Annotated in this window: 22 protein-coding genes; 17 read left to right on the forward strand and 5 right to left on the reverse strand. The window is 42.8% G+C overall.

The features are described from left to right. Window position 1: 1 nt before the first annotated feature. The 13 genes from HB679_RS11640 (at window position 2) to HB679_RS11700 (ending at window position 14,748) form a co-directional block, all read left to right on the forward strand. The gene (locus HB679_RS11640) at window positions 2–967 is read left to right on the forward strand and encodes an ROK family protein (RefSeq protein ID WP_214072155.1); all 966 of its coding nucleotides are present in this window, start codon (window positions 2–4) and stop codon (window positions 965–967) included. A gap of 232 nt (window positions 968–1,199) precedes the next feature. After that, window positions 1,200–2,786 carry a glycoside hydrolase family 172 protein gene (locus HB679_RS11645; RefSeq protein WP_214072156.1) on the forward strand — a complete coding sequence of 529 codons (1,587 nt, stop codon included), beginning with the start codon at window positions 1,200–1,202 and terminating at the stop codon, window positions 2,784–2,786. Between the two features lie 46 nt (window positions 2,787–2,832). Then, window positions 2,833–3,642, forward strand: a complete 810-nt coding sequence (locus HB679_RS11650) for a hypothetical protein (protein ID WP_214072157.1) — start codon at window positions 2,833–2,835, stop codon at window positions 3,640–3,642. Between the two features lie 79 nt (window positions 3,643–3,721). Then, on the forward strand, window positions 3,722–4,690 hold the full coding sequence (locus HB679_RS11655) for a DUF4271 domain-containing protein (RefSeq protein ID WP_214072158.1): 969 nt from the start codon (window positions 3,722–3,724) through the stop codon (window positions 4,688–4,690). Between the two features lie 23 nt (window positions 4,691–4,713). Further along, complete coding sequence (locus HB679_RS11660; RefSeq protein ID WP_214072159.1) at window positions 4,714–5,472, forward strand: uroporphyrinogen-III synthase; 759 nt, start codon at window positions 4,714–4,716, stop codon at window positions 5,470–5,472. 271 nt (window positions 5,473–5,743) lie between these two features. Next, a complete protein-coding gene (locus HB679_RS11665) occupies window positions 5,744–7,099 on the forward strand; it encodes an SUMF1/EgtB/PvdO family nonheme iron enzyme (protein ID WP_214072160.1) in 1,356 nt (451 codons plus the stop codon). Window positions 7,100–7,146: 47 nt separating this feature from the next. After that, complete coding sequence (gene gldL / locus HB679_RS11670; RefSeq protein ID WP_214072161.1) at window positions 7,147–7,950, forward strand: gliding motility protein GldL; 804 nt, start codon at window positions 7,147–7,149, stop codon at window positions 7,948–7,950. 51 nt (window positions 7,951–8,001) lie between these two features. Beyond that, window positions 8,002–9,540: a gliding motility protein GldM gene (gene gldM, locus HB679_RS11675; protein WP_214072162.1), complete on the forward strand. Its 1,539-nt coding sequence runs from the start codon at window positions 8,002–8,004 to the stop codon at window positions 9,538–9,540. Window positions 9,541–9,546: 6 nt separating this feature from the next. Further along, window positions 9,547–10,539 carry a gliding motility protein GldN gene (gldN, locus tag HB679_RS11680; RefSeq protein ID WP_214072163.1) on the forward strand — a complete coding sequence of 331 codons (993 nt, stop codon included), beginning with the start codon at window positions 9,547–9,549 and terminating at the stop codon, window positions 10,537–10,539. A 187-nt stretch (window positions 10,540–10,726) separates the two neighbouring features. Beyond that, complete coding sequence (gene fabG / locus HB679_RS11685) at window positions 10,727–11,470, forward strand: 3-oxoacyl-[acyl-carrier-protein] reductase (protein ID WP_214072164.1); 744 nt, start codon at window positions 10,727–10,729, stop codon at window positions 11,468–11,470. A 148-nt stretch (window positions 11,471–11,618) separates the two neighbouring features. Then, on the forward strand, window positions 11,619–12,173 hold the full coding sequence (locus HB679_RS11690; RefSeq protein WP_214072165.1) for a hypothetical protein: 555 nt from the start codon (window positions 11,619–11,621) through the stop codon (window positions 12,171–12,173). Between the two features lie 91 nt (window positions 12,174–12,264). Then, entirely contained in the window at window positions 12,265–14,352 is a 2,088-nt protein-coding gene (locus HB679_RS11695) for a hypothetical protein (protein ID WP_214072166.1), read from the forward strand. A 177-nt stretch (window positions 14,353–14,529) separates the two neighbouring features. After that, window positions 14,530–14,748 carry a hypothetical protein gene (locus tag HB679_RS11700; protein WP_214072167.1) on the forward strand — a complete coding sequence of 73 codons (219 nt, stop codon included), beginning with the start codon at window positions 14,530–14,532 and terminating at the stop codon, window positions 14,746–14,748. Between the two features lie 76 nt (window positions 14,749–14,824). Here the strand turns inward: HB679_RS11700 and gldB are convergent, their stop codons facing one another. Beyond that, window positions 14,825–15,859, reverse strand: coding sequence for a gliding motility lipoprotein GldB (gene gldB / locus HB679_RS11705; protein WP_214072168.1), 1,035 nt, complete (start codon window positions 15,857–15,859; stop codon window positions 14,825–14,827). A gap of 67 nt (window positions 15,860–15,926) precedes the next feature. On the opposite strand from gldB, the gene HB679_RS11710 reads away from it, so the two are divergent. Beyond that, a complete protein-coding gene (locus HB679_RS11710) occupies window positions 15,927–17,576 on the forward strand; it encodes an NAD+ synthase (RefSeq protein ID WP_214072169.1) in 1,650 nt (549 codons plus the stop codon). A 137-nt stretch (window positions 17,577–17,713) separates the two neighbouring features. Here HB679_RS11710 and HB679_RS11715 read toward each other — a convergent pair whose 3' ends face one another. Continuing rightward, window positions 17,714–18,871 (reverse strand): TlpA disulfide reductase family protein, encoded by a 1,158-nt coding sequence (locus tag HB679_RS11715; protein WP_214072170.1) that lies wholly within the window; start codon window positions 18,869–18,871, stop codon window positions 17,714–17,716. A gap of 54 nt (window positions 18,872–18,925) precedes the next feature. Beyond that, complete coding sequence (locus HB679_RS11720) at window positions 18,926–20,107, reverse strand: formimidoylglutamase (RefSeq protein ID WP_214072171.1); 1,182 nt, start codon at window positions 20,105–20,107, stop codon at window positions 18,926–18,928. A gap of 276 nt (window positions 20,108–20,383) precedes the next feature. On the opposite strand from HB679_RS11720, the gene HB679_RS11725 reads away from it, so the two are divergent. Both HB679_RS11725 and HB679_RS20720 read left to right on the forward strand, forming a co-directional pair. Next, a complete protein-coding gene (locus HB679_RS11725) occupies window positions 20,384–21,349 on the forward strand; it encodes an NAD-dependent epimerase/dehydratase family protein (RefSeq protein ID WP_214072172.1) in 966 nt (321 codons plus the stop codon). 109 nt (window positions 21,350–21,458) lie between these two features. Continuing rightward, window positions 21,459–22,046: a YdeI/OmpD-associated family protein gene (locus tag HB679_RS20720; protein WP_346345154.1), complete on the forward strand. Its 588-nt coding sequence runs from the start codon at window positions 21,459–21,461 to the stop codon at window positions 22,044–22,046. Between the two features lie 183 nt (window positions 22,047–22,229). On the opposite strand, the gene HB679_RS11735 is transcribed toward HB679_RS20720, so the two are convergent. Further along, entirely contained in the window at window positions 22,230–23,213 is a 984-nt protein-coding gene (locus tag HB679_RS11735) for a type I phosphomannose isomerase catalytic subunit (RefSeq protein WP_214072174.1), read from the reverse strand. A gap of 134 nt (window positions 23,214–23,347) precedes the next feature. On the opposite strand from HB679_RS11735, the gene HB679_RS11740 reads away from it, so the two are divergent. Then, window positions 23,348–24,388: a hypothetical protein gene (locus HB679_RS11740; protein WP_214072175.1), complete on the forward strand. Its 1,041-nt coding sequence runs from the start codon at window positions 23,348–23,350 to the stop codon at window positions 24,386–24,388. A gap of 143 nt (window positions 24,389–24,531) precedes the next feature. Here the strand turns inward: HB679_RS11740 and HB679_RS11745 are convergent, their stop codons facing one another. Then, the gene (locus HB679_RS11745) at window positions 24,532–25,761 is read right to left on the reverse strand and encodes an NADP-dependent isocitrate dehydrogenase (RefSeq protein ID WP_214072176.1); all 1,230 of its coding nucleotides are present in this window, start codon (window positions 25,759–25,761) and stop codon (window positions 24,532–24,534) included. Window positions 25,762–25,844 lie beyond the last annotated feature (83 nt).

The following is a 25,844-nucleotide window of genomic DNA, read 5'->3' on the forward strand; positions in this document are numbered from 1 at the left end:
TATGCTGTTAGGATTTGATATTGGGGGTACCAAATGTGCCGTGGTTTTGGGTAAGACAAGTAGTGACGGGCTGGAGATTATAGATAAAGTGGCCATGCCAACGGTACAACCACCTTATGACATGATAGAGGTGCTGTTTATAACCGCCGAGAACTTGCTGAAAAAGCACGGTTTGCAAAATGCCGATCTGCAGGGCATCGGCATCAGTTGTGGTGGTCCGCTGAGTAGTAAAAAAGGGTTGATATTGTCGCCGCCAAATTTGCCTGGCTGGGATAACATCCCTATGGTGCAACTAACGACCGAACGTTTCGGCCGTAACGCTTTGCTGCAAAATGATGCCAACGCCTGCGCCGTGGCCGAATGGAAATACGGTGCCGGTAAGGGTTTTGAAAACGTGATCTTTTTAACTTTTGGCACTGGCATGGGTGCGGGTTTGATTCTAAATGGCAGGCTATATTCAGGCACTTCGGACTTTGCCGGCGAGGTGGGTCATCTGCGCCTTTCAGATATGGGGCCGGTAGGTTTCGGCAAAGCCGGCTCATTTGAAGGTTGGTGCAGCGGCGGTGGGATAGCACAATTGGCGCAGATCAAGGTTAGAGAGCGATTGCAGGTAGGCGGGAAGGTTTCGTTTTGCGATAGCCTGGACGATCTGGGTAAACTAACCGCCAAGATCGTAGCCGAAGCCGCCCACAGCGGCGATGAACTGGCTATTGATATTTACAATACCTGTGCCGAATATTTGGGTCGTGGTCTATCTTTATTGATAGATATTTTAAACCCGGAGGTGATTATTATGGGGAGTATTTATGGTCGCGCTAAATCTTTATTAGATGAGCGGATGATGAAAGTGATAGAGCGGGAAGCTTACATAGGTGCACACGAGGTTTGCAAGATCGTACCGGCAGGTTTAGGTGAAAACATTGGCGATATGGCGGCATTGAGCTTGGCGGTGATGAGTGGGGAATAGTCAGCAAATCGCACTATTGCAGGCGGGGAGACGCAAAATGTTGCGTCTCTACCATAGCCCCAAAATGTAGAGACGCAATATTTTGCGTCTTATGCAGATTCCTCTAGTTTCTGGATCTTAAACCACCACGTCATTGCGAGCGTAGCGTGGCAATCTCTGAAGCGATCAGTAAACGCTGGCCAGAGATCGTCACGCTCGTTCCTCGCTCACGATGACGTGTAATAAAAGAATAATGGTGAAAAAAATAGCGGCAATAATCCTCCTGGCTCTAATCGCCCACGCATCCATCGCGCAGCAAAAAGTAATAAGCATTGGCACGCTGTTAAACGACATGGTGAACAGAAGCCTTGACGTGCTTTGCCCATCGCCATACTACACCTCCAAACTGCAAACCAGTCATGATCGCCGCTCGCTGATCCCCGGCACACCCTCATGGCATGCTAACGATGATGGCTCGGGTTTCATCAGGTACGAGGCTAACAAGGGCCGTGTAGAGAAGGTGCTGTTTGACGAAAAAGGCCCTGGCGTGATTACCCGCATTATTACTACAGGCGGGGCCAAAGGCACTAACCTGCGTTTTTATTTTGACGGCGAGAAGGAGGCCAGTGTGGTCATTCCGGCTTATGATATTGCTAAATTACCTATCCATTTGCCCGACGGACTGTTGCTGTTGCACGAACATTATAATACCACCCAGGGTAGCTCGCTTTATTACCCTATTCCTTATGGCAGGAGTTGTAAAATTACTGTGGATGATTTGAATCGGGCTTATTATTTCCATGCCAACTATCGTACTTATGCTAAAAGCATTAAGGTTAAAACGTTTACCGTAAAAGAAGCTAAAACTTACCAGAAACAAGCAGACGAAACGGGTGAAGAACTACTGTATTCTGGTGCCTATGTAATGAATGAGGCAGACACGCAACGCCAGCTTGTCCCCGGTGCGAGTTTGATTTTGTCTTTGCCTGCTGACCATAAAGCTATCCGGACACTGGCATTTAATCTTGATGGCTATGCGGAGGCTGACTACGGGCAAATGATGCGTGGCCTGATCGTCAAAATAACGTTCGACGGACGGCAAACGGTAAGCGTTCCGCTGAGTGATTTTGTAGGATCAGGCATGGGGGCGCCCGCTGTAAAAAATTATTATTTATTTTCGGATGGAAAGGGTAACATGAGTTCAAAGTTTATCATGCCCTATAAAAAGAGTGCTAAAATTGAATTGGTAAATATCTCTAACTATCCGGTCGAAGCCCAGATAAGGGCTTGTACCTCACCCTGGAAATGGACACCCAACACCCTTTATTTCCACGCCGCCTGGCGGCAGGAAACGGGCCTAAAAACTAATGCCGGGTTGGATTATAATATGGCGACTATTGTCGGACGAGGTGTTTTTAAGGGTGATGTATTGTCGCTGTACAACCATACCCCGCGCTGGTATGGCGAGGGCGACGAACATATCTGGGTAGATGATGAATCTTTTCCTTCGCACTTTGGCTGCGGTACGGAGGATTATTACAACACCACGTTTGCGCCTATCCATGTTTTCCAGACACCATTTGGCGGCGCCATGCGCGAGGATGATGAAGCATCGCGCGGTTACAATACCTTTTTGCGCACCCGCAACCTGGATGCGGTGCCCTTTAAAAAGAAACTGAAATTTGAGTTTGAGCTATTGAGTTGGGACACCGGTTTGGTTGATTATTCATCAACCGTTTTTTGGTATGGCGATCTGAATTCGAGGGCCATCACCGCGTCTGACGACCAGGAAGCCTTGAAGCCGCTGCCCAAACCTGTCTATACAGGTGATGAAAATTAATAGTTTGATAACCTGACTTTTGATTGAATTTTATAGTTTTATCGACATGAAAATTAAATTTCTACTGCTGCTATCTGCGGCTTTAACATTGGCCACTTTTAAAGGCGTCGCGCAAGCAAAATTTATCCACTCGCATAACGATTATGCCAATAACACGCCTTTTTACAAGGCCTATAACAATGGCTTCAATTCCATAGAAGCAGATATATTTTTGGTTGACGGCACGTTACTGGTATCGCATAGCGACAAGTATCTGTTCCCTGACCGTACGCTGAAAGGTATGTATATCGACCCCATTGCATACGCCTTGCGCCGGGATACTACCCGCCGCTTAAATTTATTGATCGATGTTAAAGCCGATTATAAAAAAATCCTGCCTGCGCTGGTAAAAGAACTGAAGCCGCTGAGCGCATATTTAATGAGTCCGGAAAATCCCACGGGCAGGCTAAAAATATTGATCAGTGGTAACCGTCCGCAGCCGGGCGACTATAAAGATTATCCAACCACGCTTTGGTTTGATGATGATCTGATTTACCCGCACACCCCGGCGCAGTGGGATAGAGTAGGGCAGGTGAGTTTAAACTTTGAGAATTGGTCTAAATGGAAGGGCCAGGGCGCTATTGCCGAGGCCGACCGCAAGCGTCTGCAAAAAACGGTGGACAGCGTGCATACCCATACCGGCAAACTGGTAAGATTTTGGGGCGCGCCGGATACCCAGGAGTCTTGGGATACCCAGGTTGCATTCGGCGCAGACATCATTGGTACCGACAGGATCGAGCAACTATCTACCTATCTGGGCGAAAAATCTTTACGCAAACCAACCAACGTTGCCATCCCCAATAAATTAGTTAAATAGTCTGTTTGATTTTTTAAAAACAATCAACTGAAAAGAAAAGATAATTAAGGTATTTTTGCGGCTTAATAAATGTTTTTAAATGCGTTTTGCTGCTTTTTGTATACTTTTTTTGATCGCCGGGGCATTTGCCGGCTACGCGCAGCAAGACACATCGGTGCAAACCAATCCGGTAATCTCTACTCCTCAACAAGGCGGGGTACAGGTGTTGGATTCGGTGATCATGGCTACGGCCAACCGCCAAAAATTCCTGGAAGACTCGCTGGCTTTTCTCTACATCAAATATCCAGACTCAACCACCTACAGCCAGGGCTCTGCCCAATTTGTGAAGGATAGTTTATACCATGGCAATGGTTTCCTGGATATTCCTTACAGATCTAAAAACTCATTACGCAGCGGCCATACCCGCCAAACCCGAGATCAATGGGTTATCGTCATGATCATCAGTTTGCTGCTTTATACGGCTATCCTGAATATACTGATGAATAAAGATATCAAGAATGTGTTCCTGTCGTTTTACAGCAAACGGGCCATGGTGCAAGCTAATAAGGATGATATACAAATCAACTTCTGGGCCTTTGTAGGGCTTTTCCTGTTATTCGGTTTAACCTTTGGTTTATTTCTGTACCAATTAGCTGGTTACAGAAATATTTACTATAGTATCAGTGGTTTCAGGCTGTTTAGCTCGCTGGTATTTATTATATTATTGCTTTTTGCCAGTAAATTCCTGGTGTTGAAAGCCTTAGGCTTTATTTTTGACATCCAGAAACTGGTAACAGAATATGTATCAGTGCTTTACCTGACATACTTTAACATAGCCTTTGTATTTTTGCCCGTTACTGTTTGTTTTAGCTTGATAGCGGCACAATTTATACCTGTTTTACTGGCAGTTGCCATTGTTTTAGTGCTGGTGATTTTCACCTGGTTATACTTAAGAAGCAGCGTTAGCATTATTTCTAATATTCGATTTCATAAATTCTATTTATTTATCTATCTTTGTGCCCTCGAAATTTGCCCCATTTTGATACTAGTAAAAGCACTGAATATATAAGTTTTAGGTTTTAAATTACAGCGTTGGAAGAAAGAAAGAAAAAGGTAAAAAGTATATTGGTTACTTTACCTAAGCCCGAGAACGATAAAAATCCATATACTGAATTGGCTAAAAAGCTGAACCTGAAAATTGATTTCAGGTCGTTTATTCACGTTGAGGGTGTACCGGCAAAAGATTTTCGTAAGGATAAAATTAACCTTGCCGATTTTACCGCGGTGATTTTCACCAGCCGTAATTCTGCCGACCATTTTTTCAGAATATGCGAGGAAATGCGTTTTGAAGTACCGGTAGAAATGAAATATTTCTGCCTTTCTGAAACCATTGCTTTATATCTTCAAAAATATATCCAGTACCGTAAGCGTAAAATTTTCTTTGGTAAACAAACTGCTTCAGATTTAGCCGAGGTGCTTAAAAAACACTCAAGCGAGAAATTCTTATACCCTTGCTCTGATGTAGCTGCCGAAGAAACTCAGAAATTCTTATTAGAAAACGGTTACGATTTTACCCCTGCAGTTTTATTCCGCACCGTATGCAGCGACCTGAGTGATCTGGCTGAAGTATTTTATGACGTTATTGCGTTCTTTAGCCCATCAAGCATACAGTCGTTATACAAAAACTTCCCTGAGTTTAAGCAAAACAACACCCGCATTGCAGCTTTTGGCGCTACTACACACAAGGCGGTACTTGAAGCCGGCCTGATTTTAGACATCCCGGCACCTACTCCGGCTGCTCCTTCCATGACTATGGCTATTGAACAATATTGCAAACAGGTAAATAAATAGTCTAAAAGGCTTTTTTTTTAATCTGATGTGCAACATTTTTCATATTTTGCCGTATAACGCTTAAGTAAAAACTTACTGTTATAACTAGTTAATTTAAAAACATTTGGTGTTATAACCCATCTTGTTCTATCGTTAATAGATTTGCTTTGCAGTTTAAAAAGTGTTATTTTTAATTATAAAAAACATTTTTTACGATTTGATTTGGCAAATTTTATATATTCGGGGGTCATTTTGTGTTTATTGATGGCATGTTTTTTTTGATTTGTAAAAAATGAAGCAGATATACTTTGTAGTAGCAATTTTAGGTACAATGGCTTTAGGCAGCTGTGGCATTTTTGGCGGCGGTGGTGGTAAAGGCGCAGACAGAGGAGAGGTGATTGGCGCCAGCAGCAGAACACCCCGTGCCGAAATACCTTACGGTATGGTGTACATCCCCTCGGGCACTTTCTTAATGGGCCAGACAGACCAGGACGTTACCTTTGCACAAATTGCACAAACCAAACAGGTTACTATCCCGGCCTTTTTTATGGATCAAACAGAAATATCAAACAGTCAGTACAGGCAGTTTGTAAACTGGGTTCGCGATTCAATTGCTATCACCAGCTATCTGAACGATCCTAAATACTTTATCGGCGGTAACGGTACCAGAAAAGCCGCCCCTGCTAACGCAAATCCAAGCGGTCAAAAATACATTGACTGGAACTACGTAAAAAAATTCCCTATCTGGGGTGCCGGCACCAAAAAAGGCGGTAACGCCAATGCTCAGAAATTACAAAGTATGTACTATCAAGGTCTGGATCGTGTGTTCGATCGTAATGAACTTGACGTACGCTTGTTAAAATATAACTATGCATTGCCGCTGTATCGCAGAGCTGCAGAGCACAGAAATGATAAAAACTTCAAACGTTCTGACGCGATATTCCGCGATACGGTAGCTGTTTACCCGGATACACTGGTTTGGCTGGCAGATTTCTCATACGCAGCAAATGAGCCAATGGTTGAAGGCTACTTCTCTCACCCATCATTTAAAGATTACCCGGTAGTGGGTGTTAACTGGTTACAGGCCCGTGCCTTTACCATGTGGCGCACACGCTACAACGAAGCTTATAAAGATTCAAGACACCTGGCACACCGCTCGCCTTACGATTTACCAACCGAAGAGGAGTTTGAATATGCGGCACGTGGCGGCAGGATAGGTACGGATTACCCTTGGGGTGGTCCTTACATCCGGAATGCCAAAGGTTGTTTGTTGGCTAACTTTAAACCAGGCCGTGGTAACTACTCTGATGACGGCGGTACTTATACAGTAAAAGTAAGATCTTATCTACCTAACGATTACGGCTTGTATTGCATGGCCGGTAACGTAGCCGAGTGGACCTCATCAGCATTTGATCCATCTGCATCAACCTTTGTGAATGATTTAGCTCCAACCTTCAATTACGAGGCTAAAAAGAATGACCCTGAAGTTATGAAACGCAAAGTTGTGCGCGGCGGTTCATGGAAAGACGTAGGTTATTTCCTGCAAAACTCAACACGGGCTTATGAGTTTCAGGATAGCGCTAAATCTTATATCGGTTTCCGTTGCGTAACTCACTTCCAGGGCCGCGACTTGAGAGACAAACGGTAATTTGAAAAACTAATCAAAAACTAAGAGAATATTTTATAACACATTTTATGGCAGGGAAAAAACAACCATGGGGTATTAATAACGTTGTATCCTGGGGTGCAACCGTAGTTATTGTAGGTTTATTGTTTAAGATACAGCATTTACCTTTTGGCGGCTTATTTATTTCAATAGGTCTGGGTGCAGAAGCGATATTGTTTTTTATACTGGGCTTCCAGAGAGAAGACGTTGAAATTGACTGGACAAGAGCTTATCCGGAATTGGCTCATGATTATAAAGGCGAATTGCCGCAATCATCACAAAAAGCTGTTGGCGGTGGTAACTTCTCGCAAACTGCAGCTTTAGACAAAATGATGGCCGATGCTAAAATTGGTCCTGAATTAATTGGTAGCCTTGCCGATGGTTTAAGAACCTTTGGCGATAAAGTTAATGCTATATCAAAGGTTACTGATGCCGGTGAGGCCACTATAAATTTCACCAATAAAGTGAAACAGGCAACTGAAAGCTATGATAATCTGTCTGCATCTTTCGAAAAAGCATCTGGTAATTTGTTAGAGTTGGCTAATACCAACGTCGACTCAAAAGCATATCATGATCAGGTAAACAGCTTAGCTAAAAATTTATCAGCATTAAACGCTGTTTACGAATTAGAACTGCAAGACTCAAGCGCGCATTTAAAAGCAATGAACAAGTTTTATCAAAACCTGTCATTAACTATGGGCAACTTTACAGAGTCTATCGAAGATTCAAAACAGTTTAAAGAAGAGGTTGGTAAGTTGGCTAAAAACTTATCGTCATTAAATTCAATTTATGGCAATATGCTAACCGCGATGAATGCACCGCGCCAAGCTTAATTTTGGTGAATAAACAGGATTTTGATACTAACAAAGAAAGATATATAACAAATGGCTGGAGGTAAACAAACCCCAAGGCAGCGGATGATGGGTATTTTATACCTGGTATTGCTTGGCCTTATCGCCCTTGATGTACCCGATAGCTTGCTTGATGCATTTAAAAACATCAGCGATAGCTTGTCGGCATCAAAAACAAATGTGCAAAAAGGTATTGATAACACCTTTGAGGCATTTGAAAAAACTAAGCTGAAGGAACAGCCGGAGAGAGCGAAGCCTATTTATGATAGAGCAGAGAGAGCAAAAAAGCTGGCCGATAATCTGAATACGTATGTAGACTCATTGAAAAAAATGCTGGTTGACGCCAGCGGTGGTTTTGATGATGCAACACAGGATTACAAAGGACGCGAAAACCTGGACGTATCTGTTGATTTGATGGTTAATCGCAAAAGAAATGCTTACGATCTGCATAAAAAAATTGATGCTACCCGTGATGAGTTAATAGGGTTATTGAGCCCTAAAGACCGCGAAGGCGTTAAATTACCGCTAGAGGCTGCCGCACCGCCGCACAGAACTGGTTTTGAAAATAAAACCTGGGAACAGGCAACTTTTGGTGAAGGCATGCCGATGGGCGCGGTAATGACATCATTAACCAAAATACAATCGGACACTAAAAATGCCGAAAATGAAGTGGTTAAAAAGATATTAGGAGAAGTTGATGTGGCTGTTGTTAATCTGGATCAATTTTCGGCGGTGGCAGTGGCGCCAACCAGCTATGTACTAGTTGGCCAGCCTTATACTGCTGAAGTATTCTTAACTGCGTCTGACTCTAAATCATCACCTGATATTAGTGTTGAGGGATCAAGATTACCTACAGAGGCCGGACGTGGTAAATATAACGGCAGCACCGGCAGTGAAGGTGTACATACCTGGATAGGTACTATATCCGTTAAACAGAATGACGGTACCATGAAGACTTACAAAACCGAGCCGCAAACTTATACTGTTGCAAGGCCATCGGCAGTTGTATCGCCGGATAAAATGAATGTGTTATACATAGGTGTGCCCAACCCGGTATCGGTATCGGCGCCAGGTATTGCCAAGAAAGATTTAAAAGTAAGCATGAGCGGTGGTACTATTACCCCGTCAGGCAATGGATATATTGCTACCGTCACTGCGCAGGGAACTGCTACCGTAAATGTATCGGGCGAAGTGTCAAAAGGAAAAGTAATGGCTTTAGGCTCAACTTTATTCCGTGTAAAACGTATACCAGACCCTAAGGCAGAGTTTGCCGGTAAATCTGGCGGAACAACAAGCTCGGCTAATATTAAATCGCAGGACGCAATATTTGCCCGCTTAGAGAATTTTGAATTTGATGCAAAGTTTAGTGTTACACGTTTTACTTTGTTAGTGATAAAACCACGCCAGGATCCATTGAGCTTTACCGGAACCGGCAACCAGTTAACCAGCGCTATGCACTCTGCAATGAACAGTGTATCGCCGGGATCTACTGTGGTATTTAAAGACATTGTTGCTGTTGGCCCTGACGGTACCCAACGTGGCTTAGATAATATTGTATTGTTTGCAAATTAGAAGCATATGAAAAGTAGATTTTTGATTGTGGTACTCTGTTTAGCTTGCGTGGCATCATTTGCGCAAACTAAAAAAAGAAAGGCTCCGGCCAGGAAACCGGCAGCTACCAAACGTGCAACAACGGCAGGTAACAATGCGGCTAATAAACAAACCTCAGTGGTTGATACTACTAAGAAACCAACAGATGCGCCTATTACTGCAGACGCTACACCGGCTAAACCGTTTGACAGACCGTTGGATGGCTATTACAAAAAGACCAATATTCAAAACAATCGTGTAACGCCGTATGCTAACGTTCGTGAGGCGGACGCGGTGTTTGCAAAACGTGTTTGGGAAGAAATTGATTTGCGCGAAAAAGTAAACGCTTACCTAGGCTCGCCAAAAGCAAGATTAATTGATGTATTGATGGATGCCGTAGCTGCAGGCGAATTGACTGCTTACGACCCGATCCCTACAAAAGACGACCCTAACGGCGATGGTTTTGCTGTGCCGTTGACCCCTGCAAAGGCAAAAGCAAAAATGGCTGACAGTGCTTTAGTAAATATTATTAATGCTAACGGCGAAAAAACCGGTTCAAAAATGGTAGCTGGTGATTTTCAACCTGACAGTATCATTAAATATCGTATTAAAGAAGACTGGATCTTTGACAAGCAGCGTTCTGTATGGGAGCCACGCATCATAGGCATTGCACCAATGATCAAGCAAAAAGTGGATGGTGCTAACCTGGCGTTAGATTATCAGCCGGCCTTTTGGATCTATTTCCCGGCTGCACGCCAGGTATTGGTTACACACGAAGCCTTTAACAGAAACAATGATGCTACAGATCTGAGTTTTGATGACGTTTTCTTGAAACGCTTATTTCACGGTTATGTGGTTAAGATATCTAACGATAAAGACGAGCGTATCAAAGATTACGCACAAGGTATAGACAGGCTTTATGAATCTGAGCGAATTAAGAAACAGCTCATGGATTGGGAGCTTAATTTATGGCAGTACTAACCAGCTATTACAACATAAATTTATTGGCCCTTGCAGATCTGCAAGGGCTTTTTTGTTGAATTAAAATCTCGATGAGGGTTTATAAAATAAGCATCGACAACTATCGATGAAACGTATGTGTCCCTTTCATTAACTTTTCATACTAAATTATTATCTTCGCTGCCCGTAACTGGACTGATTGAAGTTTATGAAATTATTAGAAGGAAAAACCGCGTTAATAACCGGAGCGTCAAAAGGAATTGGACGCAAGATTGCTGAAAAATTCGCCGAGCACGGCGCTAATGTGGCTTTTACTTATTTGTCATCTGTAGAAAAAGGAGAAGCCCTTGAGCAAGAACTGAAAAGTTTTGGTACCCAGATAAAAGGTTACCGCAGCGATGCCTCTAAGTTTGACCAGGCAGATAAACTAATTAATGATATCATAACTGATTTCGGAACCCTGCACATTGTAGTGAACAATGCCGGTATTACCAAAGACGGCCTGTTAATGCGCATGACCGAAGAGCAATGGGACGATGTGCTGGAAGTTAACCTGAAATCGGTATTTAACATTACCAAAGCGGCATCAAAGATCATGATGAAAAACCGTGATGGTGTATTCATCAACATGAGTTCTGTGGTTGGTGTTGATGGTAACGCTGGTCAATCTAACTACGCTGCTTCAAAAGCCGGCATTATTGGTTTCTCAAAATCAATAGCTAAAGAGCTGGGTTCGCGTAATATCCGTACCAATGTGATAGCGCCGGGCTTTATCCGCACCGAGATGACCGAGGTTTTAGATCCTAAAGTAGTTGAAGGCTGGGCGGCAACAATCCCGCTTAAACGGGCCGGCGACACCGAGGATGTAGCTAACGCTTGCGTTTTCTTAGCATCTGATATGGCTACCTACATTACCGGCCAGGTTATCCCGGTTGATGGTGGGATGCTTTAAGATTTCGGAAGTCGGAATTTTGATTTCGGATTTTAATAAATAATAAAAGATAATGGCCTGTAATGCTGAGACACTCGAAGCATGAGCTCAGGCCTTTGCAAATCATATTAAAAACAGCATATTTGATATACAGATATGCTGTTTTTTTATGCCTAAACTTTTACTATTTGTTGGATTGCTGTTGATGTTTGGATGTCACGATCCTGAAAAGGAATATTCAATGCCGAATAAGAAGGATATTAATGAGGTTGTGAAAGCAGTGATTACCCAAGGCAAAATATTTCGTGATACATTGCCTTTGTCGATTGATCTGTATCGTAGAGGTGGGCCGCGTAAAGATTTTTTTGCTTTCGAAATAGATTGGCTTTTAAATAATAAGAAGCCTTTTCATTTTCAACGTGCTGACTCGGCTTATTTCATTTATCAAATTCATCATTTACATCACCTCCTGATAGACACGACGGGGCTTTCAAAAATAAAATTTACCAGCGCCAAGCAGATAGGCGACAAAAAATGGGATGAACGGCAGCATTTTTTCAACAACGCTATCATGATACCGGTCTTTTCGTTAGATCAAAAACAAGCTTACATATTGATGGACAGTTATTATAATATTATGGCTGGCGAGGGATATTCGTTTACGCTTAGGAAGGTAAACGGTAAATGGTATATAGTGCATGAAGAACTTGCATGGCAAAGCTAACTCACCAACATTATTACACCAAACATTCACATTATTTTCGCATTTTGCACAATAACGTAAAGCGTATTACGTACAACGTTTAACATCTAAAATGCTGCTATTTTCTATTACATGGGGGGCTGTTTCGGGCTGGTGGGTTATACCTTGCCTGCTGTTGGGCTTGCTGTATGCCTGGATCATGTACCGGCAACCACTAAACCTGTCGGATAAATTCAGATACCTGCTGTCGGCATTTAGAACCCTGGCGGTTTTTATCATTTCTTTGCTGTTGGTGTCGCCATTAGTTAAATCCACTAATTATCAGCCCCAAAAGCCCTTGATTTTGGTGGCGCAGGATAATTCGCAATCGGTCAATACCTTTCATTCTAAAGACTTTGATGCCGGTAAATTTGTTGATGAGCTTGGTAAGCTAAAACAACAACTGGGCGACGGCTACGATGTGCAGGAATTTAATTTCGGGCATGATTTAAATAGCGGTTTGTCAAAGACTTTTAGTGCTAAACAAACTAATATATCGGCCACCTTGCGCCAGTTGAATGACCGCTTTGTGAATCAGAATATCGGCGCACTAATATTAGCCACCGATGGCTCATACAACCAGGGGGCCGATCCACAGTATGAGGCCCGTAACTTTAAAACCAGTATTTACACCGTAGCCCTTGGCGATACCGTTGCCAAACGCGATTTGCTGATAGGCAATGTTAACTATAACAAAACCGCCTTTTTAGGTAATGATTTTGAGATAGAGGTATTGGCACAGGCTTACCAAAGCAAAGGCGAAACTATGCACCTGTCCGTTACCGAAGATGGACGGCAGGTAAACACGCAGATCATCCCGGTGGACAACGACGCCTTTAAAAAAAATCTAACCATAAAACTGAATGCCGATAAAAAAGGCGTCCATAAATTTAACATTAGCATCACCCCGGTTAAAAACGAGCTGTCTACCCAAAATAACATTGAAACTATTTATGTTGAGGTGCTCGACTCGAAAGAAAAGATCTTATTGCTCTATGACGCCGCCCATCCAGACATCAGCGTTATTAAAGAGGCTATTGAGGCCCATAAAAACTATGAGTTGAAGACAAGTTTAACTTCGGATCTCGGATCGCTTAAATTAAGCGATTATAGCCTCATTATGCTGCATCAGCCTATGGCGGGTACTTTTGGTGCCTTAAAGGATATTATTGCCAAAGGCAAAACGCCGCTCTGGTATTTCCTGGGCGATCAGGCCGATCTCCAGGGCTTTAACAAAGTGCAAAAATTGACCAACATCAGCGCTACCCGCATGGATATGCAGGAAGTATTTGCTCAACCAGCATCTGAGTTCAGCTCATTTGTATTAAGGGACTCGACTGTACAAAAGCTAACTAAAATGCCGCCACTGTTGGCCGCTTTTGGTACTTATACTTCTTCAGTACCCAACGGGGTACTATTCAAACAACGAATAGGTGCGGTAACTACCAGTTATCCGTTATTATTATTTGGCGACGAAAACGGCCGCCGTATCAGTATTTTAACCGGCGAAGGACTATGGCATTGGCAACTGGCCGAGTACCAGCAATATGGCAATCACCATGCTATGGAAGAGCTGTTTAGCCAAAGCGTGCAGTACCTTACGGCCAACGCTAACAGGCAGCGCTTTAGGGCCTATCCCTCTAAAAACATTTTTGACGAAGGCGAGAACGTGCTCTTCAACGCCGAGTTATACAACGATGCACTCGAACTGGTTAACACGCCCGATGTAAAAATCGAGCTTAAAAATACCGAGGGTAAAAACTACAGCTTCCTGGCTACCCGAACGGGCCAGAGCTACCAGTTAGATGCCGGAGTTTTACCGGTTGGCGAATACACGTATACCGCGTCTACCAAATTGGGCGATCGCCTGTTTAATGCTAACGGGCAACTAACCGTCAAGCCGCTTAACCTGGAGATTAGACAAAGTGCCGCCAACCATCAGCTATTAAGAGCTATAGCTACCCAAAGTGGTGGTAAAATACTTTATCCTGCTCAACTGAACCAACTAGCCGATCTGATCCGTAAGAATGAGAACATCAAAACCCTGGTGTATGAGGATCGCCACTACAGTGACATGATCGACGTGAAATGGATCTTTGTACTGATTGTAGCTTTACTGGGTGTAGAGTGGTTTTTAAGGAAGCGTGAAGGAGAGGTGTAAAAAAATGGCTTGTCACCTTGAGCCTGTCGAAGGGTGAGCATAGGCCTTCGCCCGTTATACTTCGACAGGCTCAGCATAACAGCGCACTTGTATTAAACCACCAAAATATTTAACTTTAATTTATTAGATAATTACCCAAACATTTCTATTTTTGTAGCGATAAAAAACACAAGTATTATGAGCCAAACGCAAGACACCAATTCAGAACGTGTAAAATCAATGCAAGAAGCAAATGCAGACCGTCATTACATATTATTAGTTATTGCTATAATTATTGGTTTAGTGGGTGTTTATTTACGTTTTGCAGACTTTAGACATGCTTCTGCAGTGGCAAATGTAATTTTGGCTCTTGGCGCTGGCGTTGCTTTAAAAGCAGTATTCGATATTATTAGCTAAATTTAGCTTAGAGTATAAAAAAAAGCGTTGGGCAGGTTATCTGCCGGACGCTTTTTGTTTTTATAATCAGCCTGCTTTATTTAGGCCGGTATTTTGATTCGTTCAGGATCTTTTGCGCATCGTTATTCATCATCAGCTCTGGCAGCGTAACTTCCGGGTGTTTATCCATATACTCCTTCACAATTTGCCAGCCGGTCCACACGCCAATTTTGGGCGCCGAGTCATTGCCTAGTTGAGCCGTAAACGGAGCTTCGCCAATAATATTGGTTATCTTTTGATCATCGGTTTCATACAGCAAACTTTGGTCTAATAAATAGGCCCAAATGGTCGATTTAAAATCTGTACACCATTTTAGTTGTTGAGGCGTGTAGCCAATCTTGGTCGAATCGGGTACATCGGGTAATATTTGGTCCATAAAGTAAAGTATCTTACCATTATACACCATTTTTGAAAGTAATGTTTTATCATTATCGCTTTCGGGGAACATATCTTCGCGGGCTATGCCTTCTATCACTTTCGGGGTGATATATTCTGGCGTAAAATGCCTTGAAATATAGCGCGGAAAGACATCTGTTAATGCCGGGTAGAACCTGGACTTAGCACCCAAAAACAAGTCAAGCCCAATACCAAAATAGCCATCGCCAACAGCGGTCTGTGCTTTAAAGCCCGAGAAATAAGCATACATTTTGGGTAGCTGTTTTTTAGGATAGTAATACTTTATCCGCCTGAAGGCATCTGTTAGCTCTGCCTCCTGTTTTACCAGGGGGCCGGGGTAAATTGAGTCTACGTCATGTTTAACATCCAGGTAGGGGCGGCCCGCAAATACCGGGCGTAATGTGCCGAAATAGTTGGTATCTTTAATACTGCCTGCCTCCAGGATCTGTTCGGTATAGTTGGCGTAGAATGCGCCATATTTTTTTATCATGAACATGGCTTGCTGCTCCATGGGTTTTGTCCGTAAGCCGTCAAAATCGTGATCAAAACGCTCAATTTTAACATCAATTGGTATATTGCTTACGTCAACTTTTTTATCGTGTCCGCAGGCAGATAGTAGCACAGCCGCAATAAAAATCAAATAAATTTGTTTGAACTTATACAAGGTTGATATCATTTTTATACTTTCAACAAAATTAATCTATTATTTGCATTTAGCTGCAAATCGGTACTTGTAATATCTTATGAAACTAGCATTAGCCCAGCTTAATTATCACGTTGGTAACTTTGAGTCGAACACAGAGCATATCATCAAACACATTAAGAAAGCAAAGCAAAATGGCGCCGACCTGGTGGTATTTGCCGAGCTGTGTATTTGCGGATACCCGGCGCGAGATTTCCTGGAGTTTAGCGAGTTTATTAATCAGTGCGAGATAGCTGCGCAAAAAATTGCTGTTGAGTGTATCGACATAGCTTGTATCATTGGGTTACCTATCCCCAATCATAAAACAGAAGGTAAGGATCTAAACAATTCGGCTTATTTTATTGAGAACGGAAAAGTTAAAGCCATTGTAAACAAAGCGCTGTTACCTAACTACGATATTTTTGACGAGTATCGTTATTTTGAACCGTCGACCGAATTTAATTGTATTGAATTTAAAGGCAAGCGTATAGCGCTGACCATTTGCGAAGACTTGTGGAACACCATAGAAAACCCACTATATATTACCCGCCCCATGGATACGCTGATTACGCAAAACCCGGATGTGATGATCAATATCGCCGCGTCGCCGTTTGCCTATAATCATGACGAGGAGCGGATAGAGATCTTGAAGGATAATGCCTCGCGCTATAAACTGCCATTATTTTACGTAAACCATGTAGGCGCGCAGACAGAATTGATTTTTGACGGTGGATCATTAGTATTTGACAAAACAGGTAAACTGGTTGATGAGCTGCCTTACTTTGAAGAGTGCCTGACTTATTATACGTTAGATGATAATGGTGAGATAAGTTTTGATCATACGTCAACCGTAAAAGCCGAACGCGAGAGCGACATAGCACAAATTCACGATGCATTGATACTAGGTATACGAGATTATTTCCATAAATCAGGCTTTAGCCGTGCGATATTGGGCTTGTCGGGAGGGATTGATTCGGCAGTGGTTTGTGCATTGGCTGCCGAAGCATTAGGGCCTGAAAACGTGATGGCAGTATTATTGCCATCGAAATTCTCCAGCGATCATTCCATTAAAGACGCTGTGGACCTGGTAGATAACCTGGGTTGCATGAGCGAAACCATCGCCATAAAAAGCATTACCGAAGCATTTGAAACGGCGCTACATCCGCAGTTTAAAGATTTGCCGTTTAATATAGCCGAAGAGAATATCCAATCGCGCAGCCGTGCCATTTTGCTAATGGCTATGTGTAATAAGTTTGGCTATATCTTATTGAATACCTCGAATAAAAGCGAAGCTGCAGTAGGCTATGGTACTTTATACGGCGATATGTGCGGTGGTATTTCTGTTATTGGCGATGTATATAAAACGCAGGTTTTTGAGCTGGCGCGATACATTAATCGCGATAGCGAGATAATCCCTGAAAACTCCATCATCAAACCACCATCGGCCGAGTTAAGACCGGGTCAAAAAGATTCTGACTCATTGCCTGAGTATGATATCCTGGATCAGGTGTTAGCCCAATATATCGAGCATCGTAAATCAGCTAATGAAATTATCGGTATGGGGTTTGAAGAGACGACCGTTCATCGCGCCATAAAATTAATTAACCTGGCCGAGCATAAACGCTATCAGACCCCGCCAATCCTGCGGGTATCGCCAAAAGCTTTTGGCATGGGCCGTAGGATGCCTATTGTGGGTAAGTATTTGCAGTAAACCCCTCTGGATCTCCCCGAAGGGGAGACTTTAATAAAATATATCTAAACAAAAATAGATCTAAACAAGAAAGGCCTCACATTGTGAAGCCTTTCTTGTTTTAAAGCCCTCCCTAAGGGGAGGGTTGGGAGGGGTGCTTATATCTTCCCAAACAACTCTTCCAACTTATGCTCTAAATCTGCACCGCGCAAATCTTTGGCGATGATCTTGCCGCTTGGGTCAAGCAGGAAGTTAGCCGGGATAGCTTGCACTTTATATAGCGCAGCCGCATCGTTATACCAGGCTTTTAAGTCTGATACTTGGGTCCAGCTTAGGCCATCGTGCTGAATGGCTGCCTGCCATTTATCTTTTTCATTCGGGCGATCTAACGATACGCCAATGATGGTGAAGTTTTTGACCTTATATTTATTATAAGCTTTTACCACATTAGGGTTCTCTGCACGGCAAGGACCGCACCATGACGCCCAAAAATCAATCAGTACATACTTACCTCTTAAAGATGATAGCTTAACCGGTGTGCCGTTAACATCAGGCTGAGTAAAATCAGGTGCTACAGAGCCTATTGCGGTAACCATGGCATCGTCAATGGTTTTCCGGATTATTTTACCTACTTCCATTTCCTTCAACGGCTCATCCAGTGTGCCAAATAGCTGGTTAACCTCTATAGGGCTTGCGCCCTGGCGGGTCATTAAGTTCAATACCATCAAGGTTTCATAACTATGCGGATGTGATACAGCAAACTCTTTCAGCATAGCATGTTGCTTGTCTTGCAAAACTTTAAACCTGGCCTGCATTTGCTCCTGGTATTCGGGCGAGTTTTGTTTGGCGCTGGGCTGGGCTTTTATCTCGTCATTTAATTTTTTCGCCTCATCATTTATCGCAGTGATCTGCTGCGTCAAATATTTATCCTCATCATTCAGTGTAGAACCGGTTATTGTACCGTATTTAATGGAATCTTTCTCGGTAGAAAGAGTAGTGGTACCTTTGTCTAATACAAACTCCAGCATATCCGGGGCGTTGCCCAGTTTGGCTATGCCAACACCTTTATGATCTAATACCAATAAAGAATTTGAGGGATTAGGCAATGAGCCGGTAATTATAAAATGGCCATCTACAATCAGGGTTGAATCAATTACTTTATTAGCGCCGGCCTGGTACATCAGGTAAACCCAGGCAGGTGTAGTCACGGTGCCTATTTTGCCTTGTACCGTGAAACTGCCATTAACGGCGGGCGCAGTTTGAGCAAAGGCCAGGGTAGGCAGCAGTGCCATTATATTAAAAATTACTTTCTTCATTATTTTTTTAAACGTTCAGCACTTATAACGGATAATAACCCGCACAATTATAATTTAACTTAATTTTTGATAGGTGCGCCACCAAAGGTCGGGCATTTCGCCCGAGGTAGCAAGTTGATAATCCTCATAGCGGCAAGGCACCAAATGAAAACGCTCATTTTTTGAGCCTCCGCTTGGGTAAGGCACCTGCATCCACCAACGGTCAGATTTTTTGCTTTTTACAAACACCAGTTCATGATCATCATGCACCAGGCTGGTTTTGTAGATAAGGTATTGTGATTTCGGACTAAGTGGAAAATCTTTCTTGCGGTTATAAACCCCATCAATAAAATACCATATCATTTGCGATAGCAGCGCGGCGGTTTGCCCATTGTTGTCGTAAGCCGGGTTAAACTCGTAGAAACCTATCGAGCTTAGTTTATCGTTGAATCCCGCGTAGCGGCAAATCTGGCAAGCTTCCTCGCCATAAAAACCATTGGGCGTAGCGTTTGCGTTTGCGCCTGCATCAGACGATTTAATGGCGCTGATATCAAAGCTGACCATGTTAGCATTGCGGATAACCGGCTCGGCAACGGCTATATTATAGCTTAACGCGCCTAAACGATGAACATCAAAATAGAGTTTCTCCATCACGCGCAAACTGTCCTGGCTGGCAAAAAAGGTTTGATACCCCAGGTTGCTGTAGTTAAACAGGTAGTTAGGTTCGTGCAGGAATATTTTGCTCAGGTAAGAAGTTGATGTGGTAGCGATGGTGTCGTTATTATCGTCCTCTTCCAAATCAAAATGCGAATCGATAACTACCAGGTCAACCTTTTGCTCGAGGTCTTCATAGCCCAGGTATTGCGCATAGGTCAAATCCTGCCCGCCGCCGATAATCAAAGGAATAATATCGTTTTTTACCAGTTCGGCCACAACCGTCTTAAGCGCATAGTAAGTATCGGTTATGCTTTCACCCTGACGAATGTTGCCCAGGTCGACAATTTTAGTGGTATAGCTACCTTCGTGTAGTTGATAAAGTTTCTCGCGCACGTAGTCAGGCGCCAATGCGCAACCTGGGTTATTGACCGCGTTACGGTCTTCCTGCACGCCGATAATGGCAATGTCGGTTGGTTGATCCAGATCAGGAAAGCTATCGGTGTACGCGCTTATTTTACTGCCTAGATGACTGGTATAATAGCCATTTTTTGGGGCGATGGCATCTAAATCAATCGGCGTAAAAAAATCTGATAAGGACATACTATATAATGTGCAAATGTGCGGATGTGCAAATATGCAGATAGACTTGCGGATGTGCAAATATGCACGTGTGCGAATGTGCAAATATGCTGATGTGCATATGTGTAAAAGGGTTGACAAAACGATCTGTCATCCTGAGCGGAGCGAAGGATCTTGTATAAGCGATCAGTTACACGTATAAGATCCTTCGCTATGCTCAGGATGACAATTTTATATTTTTATGCTCGACGTATTATCTGCACATTTGCACATCCGCACATTTGCATATCAAAAACAATGATTCTTATCACAGGCGCCACAGGTTTTTTAGGGTCGGAGTTAGCTAAGCAATTGGCTGATAAAGGCGAGGCGGTGCGCTGCACAAAACGGGCGACATCGGTTATTCCGGCTTTGCTGGTGCCATATGCTCAAATTGAATGGGTAGAGGCCGATATGCTGGATATATTCGCTTTAGAAGCCGCGCTCAAGGGTGTAACGCAAGTTTATCATTGCGCAGCCTGGGTGTCTTTAAAACAAAAAGACAAAGACCCCATGATCCGTACCAACGTAAAGGGTACAGGCAACCTCGTAAATTTGTGTTTAGATAGGGATATTAAATTGGTACACGTGAGCTCTATAGCGGCTATAGGCCTCTCCAAACCCGGCATACTGATCAATGAAAATGATCACCTTGATATATCCACCGAATATGATGGCTACGCTATATCTAAACTGGAAAGCGAGATGGAGGTTTGGCGCGGCATTGCCGAGGGGTTAAATGCGGTGATTGTAAATCCTTCTTTAATCATCGGCGCTAATGCTGGTACATTGGGTAGCGGCCAGCTTTTTGAAACGGTACGAAAAGGCCTGAAATTTTATACGGAAGGAACCGCCGGCTTTGTCGATGTAGAAGACGTAGCCAAAAGCATGATAGCACTAATGGAAAGCGACATTACCGAACAACGCTATATCATCAGTGCCGAAAATCGTAATTATCAGCAAATCACTGCCGAGATTGCTCAGGGCTTCGACATCAAACCGCCGGCATTTTTAGTTAAACCCTGGATGATGGAACTGGCCTGGCGCGCGGCGTATTTAGGAGCGCTTATTACCGGTAAATCGCCGGCCATTGATAAGATTGCCGCTAAGTCATCTTACCAAACACGCGATTATGATAATGCCAAAATCAAACAAGCTATCGGTATTGAATTTAAGCCGATCAGCAAATCTATCTCAGAGATTTGTGAGCGATTGGCTAAGTAGGCTTTAGATTTACGAAGTTTTCAAAACTTCGTAAGTCTGTCTATCACAAATCAATTCAAAATATTTATCTTGGTGTATGTAACAATACGACCCACGCTTTGACGAGTATATCGGCCAAAAAGCAGCTTTTGCACAGCCGATATTAAAACACCTGCGCCAACTGATGCATTCGGTTTCGCCGCAAATTACAGAAACCATTAAATGGGGACATCCTTTTTTTGAATACAAAGGCATCCTGGCCAATATGGGCGGTTTTAAAGAGCATTGTGTTTTTGGTTTTTGGGGTAGCCGTTCTTTAAACGACCCGAACGGTGTGCTAAAACATTCGCATGAACGGGACGCTGCGGGCAATTTCGGGCGTATTACTAAGCTGTCTGATCTGCCAAGTGGTGACGTACTTAAAGATTTTATTCTACAAGCCATTGCCATAAAAGATGCCGGCCCTGAGCATAAAGAGAAAAAGCCCGCGCCGCCCAAAGCGCCAAAAGCCCCAATAGATATGCCCGATTATTTTGCCGAGGCATTACAGACCGACCAAAAAGCGTTGGCTACTTTTCAAAATTTCAGTCCATCTTGTAAACGCGAATATTTAGAATGGATTGTTGATGCTAAAACTGAAGCCACCCGCCAAAAGCGTATTGAACAGGCTTTGGAATGGATGGCAGAGGGGAAATCGAGGAATTGGAAATATAAGTAACACTGTACAAGTCATGCTGAACTTGTTTCAGCATCCCACGTGCTAAGCAGGAAGTTCACCTTTATGATGGGATGCCGAAATAAATTCGGCAAGACGAATTTGCTAACAAAAAATGCGCGATACATTGTACCGCGCATTTTTATATTTTAAAGCGTTCGCCCTCGGGAAGGGTTGGAAGGGTAATTACGCTATAAAGCTCTCTACGATCTTAAAGCCGCTTGCTGTTTCCAGCTCGACTTTATCAATATTTTTTGGTAGCAGGATAGACTCGCCCATTTTAACAGGGTAGCTTTCGCCATTATATTTTAGTGTATAAGAACCTGCTATACAAATGTGGATCACGAATGAATCCAAATGGCTGTAATCTGCGCTTGTGCTATGGGTAGCATCTAATACACTTGTAGTAAAGTATGGGCACTGTACTACTTCAACAACTTCATCCTTTTCAGGCGTGTATTGCGTTTTGTAGTGGCCGTAATATTTATAGTCGATAGCTGCCAAAGCTTCTTCGGTTTGCAATGGGCGTTTTTGGCCATTGGCATCAACACGGTCGAAGTCATAAATCCGGTATGTGATATCCGATGTCTGCTGAATTTCAGTTAGCAATAAACCTGCGCCAATGGTGTGTACACGACCCGCAGGTAAAAAGAATACGTCGCCTGCGTTGGCTTGTTCGCGGTTTAATACGTCCATCAGGTGGCCGCTGTTAAATTTCTCCAGGTATTTCTCTTCGGTCATTTCCTGGTTAAAACCGGCTATCAGGCTTGAACCCGGGTCAGACTCAATGATGTACCACATTTCGGTTTTACCGAATGAGTTATGGCGTTTTTTTGCCAGCTCATCATTTGGATGCACTTGGATAGAAAGATCCTCTTTAGCGTCAATAAATTTGATCAGCAACGGGAAGATGTTACCAAAGTGTTTGTACACTTTTTCGCCCACCAACTCGGCACCATATTGCTCTAATAAGTCGGCTAATGACTGGCCGTCAAGCTCGCCACCATTTACGATAGAAACGTCAGATTTTACACCCGAGATCTCCCAGCTTTCGCCGCAGTTAGGCAAGTTGCCAAAATCTTTATTTAAGATGGTTTTTATTTTTTGACCGCCCCAGATTTTGTCTTTATATATGGGATGGAATTTTAATGGATACAATGCTGTAGACATGATTGCTGTGATTTTGGGCGCTAAGTTATCAGTAAAATATGAAACCCAAAACGCCGATTTTAATTAATGACTTTTAGGTATCAAATATCGCACCCAAATAAAAAGTATTAATTTTAGGCTTTGAAACCTTTAACATGAAATTATCACAATCTACCAGTATCTGCTTTATGGCGTTTTTGTTTCTCAGCTTCAATACTTACGCACAAAATATCGAGAAATTAACACTTAACCTACCAACAACTAAAGTTTATTATAGTCTGTATAATAGGATAACATTGATAGACGCAAGGGCAGATACCGTCCATTTGGGAATTTTAAAAACAGGTGCTTTTAACAAAACAGCAATTCTTGTCGCAAACGAACCGCTACAACAACAACTCAATAAAATTTTAAAAAATCTGACCGATTTTACAGCTAAACAACAAGAGTTGGTGCTGCAGTTACGCTATATCTGTTTTGCTGAAGCGGTAGGCGGTACTTCTGAAATGGGCTATTTTATGCTGAAAGCTCAATTGTACGCAAAAGTGAATGACGGGTACCGAAAAATTAATAGCATTGACACAATAGCACGTGTATCCGCTGTAATAGATGTTTCAAATGAACTGCTACAAACGGGGAGTGAAATATTGTCGCATTTTATAGCGGTAAACTTAAAAAGGCAGCCATCAAATTATAGTTATGGGTACAATGATGTTGCAAAAGTTGATAGTATTGAAAAAAGCAGACTCTTCGTTTATAATACCAACACTTATGCCGACGGCTTATATCTAACTTATAAAACCTTCACCGATCAGGTACCGGATATGAGAATAACGGTAGACGGCGATAGCCTTCAAAAAAATAATGTAAAAGCAGCAGATGAAACAGGCAAACTTAAAAAAGTAAAAACCGGCAACTTTTTTGCCGTAGTTTATAAAGGGGTGCCCTATATTTCTACTTTTTCTGGATATTACAAGCTTACCAAAAAAAACAACGATTTTTTCTTTAACGGAAAAGTTATAGATTTTATGCATCCTGCCAATAACAGTAGTGGCAGTGCCGCATCAGCCTTTATGTTTGGCGCTATAGGGGGAGCTGTTGCAGGGGCAATAAATGCAGCGTCATCTACCTCTAATAACACCGAGGGAGAGTTTAAAGTAAACTATGAAAACGGGCAGTTTATAAAGATTAGATAAATTGGGCGTCAGCGAATGTCGCGTTAGCTTGCCATAAAACGCCGATTTTAATTAATGAATTTTAGGTATCAAATATCGCCCCTAAATAAAAAGCGGCTCTCATTTCTGAAAGCCGCTTTCTATAATATCAGAAACGGATAATATTACTTACCTAACTTCTTTTTCAAGTTTTCGTCAATTGCTTCCAAAAATTCTTCGGTGTACAGGTAGTCTGTGCCGTGCTCAACTTTTGGTTTAATGGTGATGGCCAAATCTTTGGTCATTTTGCCGCTTTCAACAGTTTCAATACAAACCTGCTCTAAAGCGTGGCAAAAATCAATCAGCTCCTGGTTGCCATCTAGTATGCCACGGAACTCTAAACCACGGGTCCACGCAAATATAGAGGCAATTGGGTTGGTTGAAGTAGGGCGGCCGGCCTGATACTCGCGGTAGTGACGGGTAACGGTACCATGTGCAGCTTCAGCTTCCATCACCGTGCCATCCGGAGTAACCAGGGTAGAGGTCATTAAACCTAATGAGCCAAAGCCTTGTGCTACGGTGTCAGACTGTACGTCGCCATCATAGTTTTTACAAGCCCAGACAAAGTTGCCGTTCCATTTAAGCGCAGAGGCTACCATGTCGTCAATTAAACGGTGCTCATAAGTGATGCCTGCATCAGCAAATTTTTGTTTGTAATCGTTTTGATAGATCTCTTCAAAAATATCTTTAAAACGGCCATCATATTTTTTCAGGATGGTGTTTTTGGTAGATAAGTATAAAGGCCAGCCTTTCATCAGCGCCTGGTTAAAACAAGCATGCGCAAAACCGCGGATTGATTCGTCGGTATTGTACATAGCTAAAGCAACGCCATCGCCTTTAAAGTTAAATACTTCAAATGATTGCTCCGGGCTGCCATCCTCTGGTGTAAATTTAATGGTAAGCTTGCCTTTGCCTTTAGTTAAAAAGTCGGTAGCGCGGTACTGATCGCCAAAAGCGTGACGGCCAATGCAGATAGGCGCTGTCCAGTTTGGTACCAGACGCGGCACATTGCTCATTACAATAGGCTCACGAAAAACAGTGCCGTCCAAAATGTTACGGATAGTACCATTTGGCGATTTCCACATTTGTTTCAGGTTAAACTCTGCAACGCGGGCCTCGTCAGGTGTAATGGTAGCGCATTTAATGCCTACGCCATGTTCTTTAATGGCATTTGCAGCATCAATAGTTACTTGGTCATTGGTTTCATCACGATACTCTAAACCAAGATCATAGTATTTAATATCAAGGTCAAGGTACGGCACTATCAGCTTATCTTTAATAAACTTCCAGATAATGCGGGTCATTTCATCGCCATCCAGCTCAACTACCGGATTATTTACTTTAATTTTTGACATACCAGGTATTAATTTTTTTGTAGTGTGGCTCCAAAGATATAAAATACAGGCAATCAATAATTGCATGATATTGTAAAATAGTG

Source organism: Mucilaginibacter sp. dw_454, from assembly GCF_018449775.1.
In the GTDB taxonomy this organism is placed as follows: Bacteria; Bacteroidota; Bacteroidia; order Sphingobacteriales; family Sphingobacteriaceae; genus Mucilaginibacter.

Excerpts from the sequence above, each read along its gene's own strand:
- HB679_RS11640 (WP_214072155.1), top strand. The coding sequence starts at position 2 with ATGCTGTTAGGATTTGATATTGGGGGTACCAAATGTGCCGTGGTTTTG.
- HB679_RS11645 (WP_214072156.1), top strand. The coding sequence starts at position 1,200 with ATGGTGAAAAAAATAGCGGCAATAATCCTCCTGGCTCTAATCGCCCAC.
- HB679_RS11650 (WP_214072157.1), top strand. The coding sequence starts at position 2,833 with ATGAAAATTAAATTTCTACTGCTGCTATCTGCGGCTTTAACATTGGCC.
- HB679_RS11655 (WP_214072158.1), top strand. The coding sequence starts at position 3,722 with ATGCGTTTTGCTGCTTTTTGTATACTTTTTTTGATCGCCGGGGCATTT.
- HB679_RS11665 (WP_214072160.1), top strand. The coding sequence starts at position 5,744 with ATGAAGCAGATATACTTTGTAGTAGCAATTTTAGGTACAATGGCTTTA.
- gldL (WP_214072161.1), top strand. The coding sequence starts at position 7,147 with ATGGCAGGGAAAAAACAACCATGGGGTATTAATAACGTTGTATCCTGG.
- gldM (WP_214072162.1), top strand. The coding sequence starts at position 8,002 with ATGGCTGGAGGTAAACAAACCCCAAGGCAGCGGATGATGGGTATTTTA.
- gldN (WP_214072163.1), top strand. The coding sequence starts at position 9,547 with ATGAAAAGTAGATTTTTGATTGTGGTACTCTGTTTAGCTTGCGTGGCA.
- fabG (WP_214072164.1), top strand. The coding sequence starts at position 10,727 with ATGAAATTATTAGAAGGAAAAACCGCGTTAATAACCGGAGCGTCAAAA.
- HB679_RS11690 (WP_214072165.1), top strand. The coding sequence starts at position 11,619 with ATGCCTAAACTTTTACTATTTGTTGGATTGCTGTTGATGTTTGGATGT.
- HB679_RS11695 (WP_214072166.1), top strand. The coding sequence starts at position 12,265 with ATGCTGCTATTTTCTATTACATGGGGGGCTGTTTCGGGCTGGTGGGTT.
- HB679_RS11700 (WP_214072167.1), top strand. The coding sequence starts at position 14,530 with ATGAGCCAAACGCAAGACACCAATTCAGAACGTGTAAAATCAATGCAA.
- gldB (WP_214072168.1), bottom strand. The coding sequence starts at position 15,859 with ATGATATCAACCTTGTATAAGTTCAAACAAATTTATTTGATTTTTATT.
- HB679_RS11710 (WP_214072169.1), top strand. The coding sequence starts at position 15,927 with ATGAAACTAGCATTAGCCCAGCTTAATTATCACGTTGGTAACTTTGAG.
- HB679_RS11715 (WP_214072170.1), bottom strand. The coding sequence starts at position 18,871 with ATGAAGAAAGTAATTTTTAATATAATGGCACTGCTGCCTACCCTGGCC.
- HB679_RS11720 (WP_214072171.1), bottom strand. The coding sequence starts at position 20,107 with ATGTCCTTATCAGATTTTTTTACGCCGATTGATTTAGATGCCATCGCC.
- HB679_RS11725 (WP_214072172.1), top strand. The coding sequence starts at position 20,384 with ATGATTCTTATCACAGGCGCCACAGGTTTTTTAGGGTCGGAGTTAGCT.
- HB679_RS11735 (WP_214072174.1), bottom strand. The coding sequence starts at position 23,213 with ATGTCTACAGCATTGTATCCATTAAAATTCCATCCCATATATAAAGAC.
- HB679_RS11740 (WP_214072175.1), top strand. The coding sequence starts at position 23,348 with ATGAAATTATCACAATCTACCAGTATCTGCTTTATGGCGTTTTTGTTT.
- HB679_RS11745 (WP_214072176.1), bottom strand. The coding sequence starts at position 25,761 with ATGTCAAAAATTAAAGTAAATAATCCGGTAGTTGAGCTGGATGGCGAT.